This window comes from Intrasporangium sp. (assembly GCF_039812505.1).
In the GTDB taxonomy this organism is placed as follows: domain Bacteria; phylum Actinomycetota; class Actinomycetes; order Actinomycetales; family Dermatophilaceae; genus Intrasporangium_A.
Genome location: NZ_JBDIAQ010000186.1, coordinates 1 through 5,949 on the forward strand (window position 1 = coordinate 1; position 5,949 = coordinate 5,949).

The following is a 5,949-nucleotide window of genomic DNA, read 5'->3' on the forward strand; positions in this document are numbered from 1 at the left end:
CCCGACAGTCCCGGGTCGATGTATTCGCGAGGCCTCTGGGCGGCGGTATTACATCGAACCGGGTGTCTGGCGGGTGCCCGGGTGTGCCTGGGCGGGACCGCGGGCCCCCCTCAGTAGGTCATACCCGTCGTGGCGCGGACCATGGCCAAGGTCTCGTCGGCGACCTCGTTCGCCCGGGCGTTGCCCTCGCGCAGCACCCGGGTCAGGTAGCCCGTGTCCCGCGCGAGGTCGGCCCGCCTGGCCCGGTGTGCGGCCAGGCCTTCGTTGACGGCCGCCGTGACGACCTGTTTGAGTCCTCGCGCACCACCGTCGGCGATCTCGTCGGCCACCGTCTCGGGCGACTGCCCGAGGAACAGCCCCGCGATCGTCAACAGGTTGGCGACCTCCGGCCGGCGCTCGGGCTCGAAGGTGATCCGGCGGACCAGGTCGGTCCGGGCGGCCCGGATCCGCGCAGCGGTCTCGTCGGCGGTGTCCTTCAGGTTGATGACGTTGCCCTTCGACTTGCTCATCTTGGTCCCGTCCAGACCCATCAGCAGGGGAACTTCACCCAGCAGGGCCTCCGGCTCGGCGAAGACACGGCGCCCGGCGGCATACCGGCTGTTGAAACGGCGTGCGATCGCGCGGGTCAGCTCGAGGTGCGGCAGCTGGTCACGACCCACCGGCACGACCCGCGCCCGGCAGAAGAGGATGTCCGCGGCCTGGTGCACCGGATACGTCAGCAGCAGTCCCGACAGCGGCCGCCCACCGGATAGCGCGAGCTCGTCCTTGACGGTCGGGTTGCGGCGCAGCTCCGCGTCGGTCACCAGCGACAGGAACGGCACCATGAGCTGGTTCAGGGCAGGCACCGCGCTGTGCGTGAAGATCGTGGTCCGGGCCGGGTCGAGGCCTGCGGCGAGGTAGTCGAGGAGCAGGTCTCGCACGTTCGAGTCGATCCGGCCGACGGAGTCACGATCGGTGACGACCTGGTAGTCGGCGATGACCACGAATGTCTCCACTCCCTTGTCCTGCAGCCGGACCCGGTTGCGCAGACTCGCGAGATAGTGACCGATGTGCAGCGGTCCGGTCGGCCGGTCGCCGGTCAGCACCCGGAACCGGGCCGGGTCCTGTGCGGCGTGTTCGTCGATGAGCGCGTCGAGGCGGTTGCTGGTGGCGAGGGCAGCGGCATACGTGTCGCGCTCGGCGGTGCGGCTGGTCATGGCAGCTCCTTGGGACAGGCGCCCAAGGGTGACACGGATCGGTGGCACCCACCACCCGCAACTCCCCGCCGATCCGGTGAGCCGCGGGTCGATGTATTGGCGAGGCCCCTGGGCCGCGGTATTACATCGACCCGGTTGGATCGACCCGGTTGGATCGACCCGATCGATCGACCCGATCGCCTCGACCGCGGGGCTCCTAGAGTGAAGGGGTGCCCGACGCCCGGCTAATCGCCCAGATCACGACCCTCGTCGACCTTCCCGGGGTCGCCGACCGGGCCGAGGCGGTCCGGGCCGCCTGCACCCGGTTGCGCTTCCACGAGGCGCTGCGGCGGCGGATCCCGGAGGCTGCCGCCGAGTCACGCGTCCGGGGGGCTGCGGCCAGCGCCGAGCTCGGCGGGGCCCGGCTGCCCATCGACACGGTACGAGAGCTGATGAGCGGGGCCCGGCCGTGGCCCGCGAACCCCGACCCGGGCGTGGCCGATGTGCGTGCCGCCGTGCAGGCGACGGCGGAGAGCGAACGGATCGTGGGCCTCGTGCGCTCTGCCCCGTTGCAGGCCCTGGCCCGGCTGCACGTCGCGGGGTTCGGACAGGTCCTCGATGCCGCGGTGCTCGGGCGCCCGCGGGTCGGGGACGAGACGTGCGAGGAGTTCGCCGACGCCGGTCCCGCGCCGGGCGCGGACGTGGTCGCGGCGCGCCTGTCCGGGCTGACCGACCTCGTCGAAGCCGCCGCCTCCGGCCAGGTCCCGGGTCTCGTCGTGGCCGCCCTCGTGCATGCCGAGATCGTCGCGGTGCGACCGTTCGTCTACGGCAACGGCATCGTGGCCAGGGCCATGGAACGGGCGCTGGTGCAGGCGACCGGACTCGAACCGACCGGGGTGGCCGTGCCGGAGATGGGCCACCTGACGCAGCGCAGCCATGTCTACGGCGGCGCGCTGGCAGGGTATGCGCAGGGCAGCGTCGAGGGGGTGGCGCTGTGGCTGCGGCATGCCGCGGACGCGATGCTGGCCGGGGTGGCCGAGGGGATGCGGGTCTGCGACGGGGTGCGGGCCGGGCGGGTGCCGCGCTGACCCGTCGCCGACCGGTCGACCGTCGAGTGGGCACCAGGGCCGGGCCGTCCGGTGGCCTGTCTGTCGGGATGGACAGAACTTCCCGGGTATGCCGTGCAGGGCTGGCTCCCGGGGTCGGGGTTGGGGTAGAAAGGGAGCACAGGAACCACAACGCCGAGAGGCGTCGGCCCGGATCCACGGCAAGATTGAACAGACCGAGGCGAGACCAGGTACCCACGCGAGAGCAGTTCACTTGGAACCGTCCACCCCCGGAGACACAACCGGGGTGACAGTCGGATGCACGCTTGGTAGCCGGATCTCTCGGGGAGGCCCCAGCTGAAGTGCCGGGGCCTCCAGCATGTCGCCGGGGACGCGACCACGAGGGTAGGGCTGCCCGTCCGCGCGCCGGTTTGCATTTGGTCCCGTGCGGTCTCACGATGGTGGTAGCGCTCCCCGTTGGGTCGAGCGTCGCGCAACTGGAGCCTCCCCCCCGGCGCCAGAAGCGTACGGTGGCCCCGGTCGCCCCCCCGGCCGGGGCCATCACTCATGGTCACCCGGTTGTCCACATCCGCAGTCCCCGGACGGGCGTCGTCCACCGACTGCACGACGGCGCTGGTCGTCGGCGGGCGGTTCCGGCACGGTCGGAACATGGGACAGATCATCGCGGTGCTGCCGTCCTCGGGCGGGGTAGGAGCGAGCTCGCTCGCGGCGGCCCTCGCCGTGCGCTCGGCTGCGGCCGGCCGAAGCACCGCCGTCGTCGACCTCGACCCGTGGTCCGGGGGTCTGGACGTGGTGTTCGGCATCGAGCAGGAGCCGGGCTGGCGATGGGACCGGCTCACCGCGGCCTCCGGGGTCGTCGACGGTGAGCGGCTCGCCGCGCGGTTGCCCGCGGTGCTCGACCTGTCGGTGCTCGCGATGCCGACCGCGGGCGAGGGCGTCGCGGACCTGCAGCTCGAGCCGGCCTCGTGGGTGGAGCGGGTGCCCGACGTGGTCGCCGGGCTCGCCGAGGCGCATGCGGTCACGGTTCTCGACGCGTGCCGCGACGAGCGGGTGCTGCGCCCGGTCGTGGCACTGGCCGACGCCATCGTCGTCGTGGTCGGCACCCGGACCGCCCAGCTCGCGGCCGCCGCGACGCTCGTGCCGACCCTGCACACCCTCGGGGCCGACCCGTGGGCGGTGCTGCGTGGCCCGGGCGCGGGTGAGCTCGAGGACGTCGTGATCGACGAGCTCGACGTCGAGGTGGTGGGGTCGCTGGGCGAGGACGGGAAGCTCGCCGGGGAGATGGCCGACGGGATCCCACCCGGTCACCGTGGCCGGGGACCCCTCGTTGCGCTCGCCGACCGGCTGTTGCTCCGGCTCGCCTCGCTGGGTGCCGAGCTCGGGAGGAGCGCATGACGCTCAGCTCCGCGATGTGGGACCAGGCTCGCGCCGGCCGCCATCCGGACCGGGAGCGAGTCGTGGACGTCGCCCGTGAGGAGGTGGGAGCGCTCGGGTCGGCGCGGGTCACCGCCTCTGTCGACGAGCTGTCGGCCCGGGTGCTCGGAGCGGGCCCGCTCGAGCCGTGGCTGGCCGAGCCGGACGTCACCGACGCCGGCGTCAACGGTGACGGACGGCTTTGGGTGGATCGGGGCAGTGGGCCGGAATGGGTGGGCATACCACTGGAGCGCGCGGCCGCTCGCTCGCTGGCCGTCCGGCTGGCGGGGATGGCCGGGCGCCGCCTGGACGACGCGAGTCCGTGGGTCGACGGGCAGCTGCCGTCCGGGGCGCGCCTGCACGCCGTGCTGCCACCACTGGTCGCGGGTGGGGCCCACATCACCATCCGGGTGCCCGCCCGGCGGCATCTGTCGCTCGGCGACCTCGAGACATCCGGTATGGTGCCGCCTGCGCTCGACCCGGTGCTGCGCGGCCTCGTCGAGGCAAGGGTCGCGTTCGTCGTCTCCGGTGGGACCGGCGCCGGGAAGACCACGCTGCTGGCGGCCCTGCTCGGTCTCGTCGATCCCCGCGAACGCCTGCTGGTGGTCGAGGACGTGCGGGAGCTGCTCATCGACCACCCGCACGTCGTCCGTCTGGAGGCGCGACCGCCCAACGTGGAGGGCATCGGCGAGGTGACGCTCACGACCCTGGTCCGGCAGGCGCTGCGGATGCGGCCGGACCGGATCGTCGTCGGCGAGGTGAGAGGGGCGGAGGTCCGCGAGCTGCTGGCCGCCCTGAACACCGGCCATGAGGGCGGGTGCGGAACGCTCCACGCGAACACGGCGGCAGACGTGGTGGCGCGGTTCGAGGCTCTCGGGGTGTTGGCCGGGCTGGGCCCGGCCGCGGTCCGGGTCCAGTTCGGCGCCGCCATCGCGGTCGTGCTGCACGTGTGCCGGCGCGGCGGGGTCCGCCGGCTCGGGACGGTGGGTGTCGTCGACCGCGCGGGGGCCGACCCGGTCGTGTTGCCGGCACTCGAATGGGACGGGTCCGCGGTCCGGGCTGCGGCCGGCTGGCCCCTGTTGCGCAGTCGGTTGGGCCTGTCGGATCGTTCGGTGCTGGCATGAGCGCGGCCGGGGTCGCCGTGCTGGTGTTGCTCGCGGTGCTGGTGTGGCCGGTCCGACGGGTGCGCACCGGTGCGCTCCTGCGGGGCCGGGTCGGTCCTGACCGGGTGCCGGCACCTGAGGCGGCCGGAGTCGGCACCTTCTGGCACCAGGACCCGGTCGAGCTGTGGCGGCGACGCCGGCGCAGGGGTGGGGACGGGTCCTTCGAGCGGGCGGTCCTGGCCCTGCTCGACGGTGCAGCCGCATCCCTGCACGTCGGACTCACCCCAGCCCGCGCCCTCGAGGTGGCCGGGGCCACCTTGCCGACGGAGTCCCCCGCTGCTCTCGGTGGGCTGGTCCGTCGGGCGGTACAGGCCGCAGGGGAAGGCCTGCCGGTGGGGTGTCTCTGGCGGGAGGCGGCCGACCGAACCGGGTCCGTGGCCCTGCACGGAGTGGCTGCCGCGTGGGGGCTGTCCGAGGCGACCGGCTGCCCGCTCGCCGAAGCCGTGGACCGGGCCGCGGCCGAGCTGCGCGGGACGCTGGCCGCACAGCGCAAGGTCCGCGCGGCGGTGGCCGGACCGCAGGCCACCGTGACGGTGTTGACCGTGCTGCCGTTGACCGGGCCGCTGTTCGGGCTGGCCTGCGGCGTGTCTCCCGCCGACCTCTACGGCAACGCCGTGGGCGCGGCGTGCCTCGGCACCGGCGTCGCCCTGATCTGGCTCGGGCGCCGATGGTGCCGGCGCCTCGTCCGGCGGGCCGGTCACTCGACATGACCTGCACCTCGGCCCAGGTGTCGTCGGCACTGGTCCTGCTCGCGCTCGGCTACCGGTCCGGTCTGCCGACCACCGGCGTGCTCGAGGCGGTAGCTGCGGAGTCACCGGAGGTCGTGGCGCGCGACCTCCGGCAGGTGGCGGCCGCCGTCCGCTGGGGGGCGACCGAGCAGGACGCCTGGGCTTCCGTGGGCCCGGTCTGGGAGCCGGCCGGTCGCGCCGTGGCACTGGCCCAGCTGGCGGGGCTGCGTCCCGGCCCGCTGCTGCTCAAGGCGGCCGACGACCTGGCTGCGCAACGGTTGGAGCGGATCGAGGTCACCGCGGCGAAGGTCGGGGTCCGGCTCGTCATGCCGCTCGGGCTCGTGCTCCTCCCGGCCTTCTGCCTGACGACCGTGGTCCCGCTCGTGGTCGCCCTGGCCCGGAC

Annotated in this window: 6 protein-coding genes; 5 read left to right on the top strand and 1 reads right to left on the bottom strand. The window is 73.8% G+C overall.

The window, feature by feature from the left end; genetic code table 11:
• Positions 1-110: 110 nt before the first annotated feature.
• Positions 111-1,196, bottom strand: coding sequence for a tryptophan--tRNA ligase (trpS, locus tag WMI84_RS16365; protein ID WP_347354841.1), 1,086 nt, complete (start codon positions 1,194-1,196; stop codon positions 111-113).
• A 209-nt stretch (positions 1,197-1,405) separates the two neighbouring features.
• Between trpS and WMI84_RS16370 the strand changes: the two genes are divergently transcribed.
• The 5 genes from WMI84_RS16370 to WMI84_RS16390 all read left to right on the top strand — a co-directional run.
• On the top strand, positions 1,406-2,263 hold the full coding sequence (locus WMI84_RS16370; protein ID WP_347354842.1) for a Fic family protein: 858 nt from the start codon (positions 1,406-1,408) through the stop codon (positions 2,261-2,263).
• A 627-nt stretch (positions 2,264-2,890) separates the two neighbouring features.
• On the top strand, positions 2,891-3,637 hold the full coding sequence (locus WMI84_RS16375; RefSeq protein ID WP_347354843.1) for a hypothetical protein: 747 nt from the start codon (positions 2,891-2,893) through the stop codon (positions 3,635-3,637).
• A complete protein-coding gene (locus WMI84_RS16380; protein WP_347354844.1) occupies positions 3,634-4,779 on the top strand; it encodes a TadA family conjugal transfer-associated ATPase in 1,146 nt (381 codons plus the stop codon). The genes WMI84_RS16375 and WMI84_RS16380 overlap by 4 nt, the downstream gene beginning before the upstream one ends.
• A complete protein-coding gene (locus WMI84_RS16385) occupies positions 4,776-5,528 on the top strand; it encodes a type II secretion system F family protein (protein ID WP_347354845.1) in 753 nt (250 codons plus the stop codon). Before WMI84_RS16380 ends, WMI84_RS16385 begins: the two co-directional genes overlap by 4 nt.
• Positions 5,525-5,949: type II secretion system F family protein (locus WMI84_RS16390; protein WP_347354846.1), on the top strand; the 425-nt coding region annotated here is incomplete at its 3' end. The genes WMI84_RS16385 and WMI84_RS16390, both read left to right, overlap by 4 nt.

What these genes read in the sequence shown, in the direction of transcription:
- WMI84_RS16375 (WP_347354843.1), top strand. Translation starts at nt 2,891, where the DNA reads ATGGGACAGATCATCGCGGTGCTGCCGTCCTCGGGCGGGGTAGGAGCG.
- WMI84_RS16385 (WP_347354845.1), top strand. Translation starts at nt 4,776, where the DNA reads ATGAGCGCGGCCGGGGTCGCCGTGCTGGTGTTGCTCGCGGTGCTGGTG.
- trpS (WP_347354841.1), bottom strand. Translation starts at nt 1,196, where the DNA reads ATGACCAGCCGCACCGCCGAGCGCGACACGTATGCCGCTGCCCTCGCC.
- WMI84_RS16380 (WP_347354844.1), top strand. Translation starts at nt 3,634, where the DNA reads ATGACGCTCAGCTCCGCGATGTGGGACCAGGCTCGCGCCGGCCGCCAT.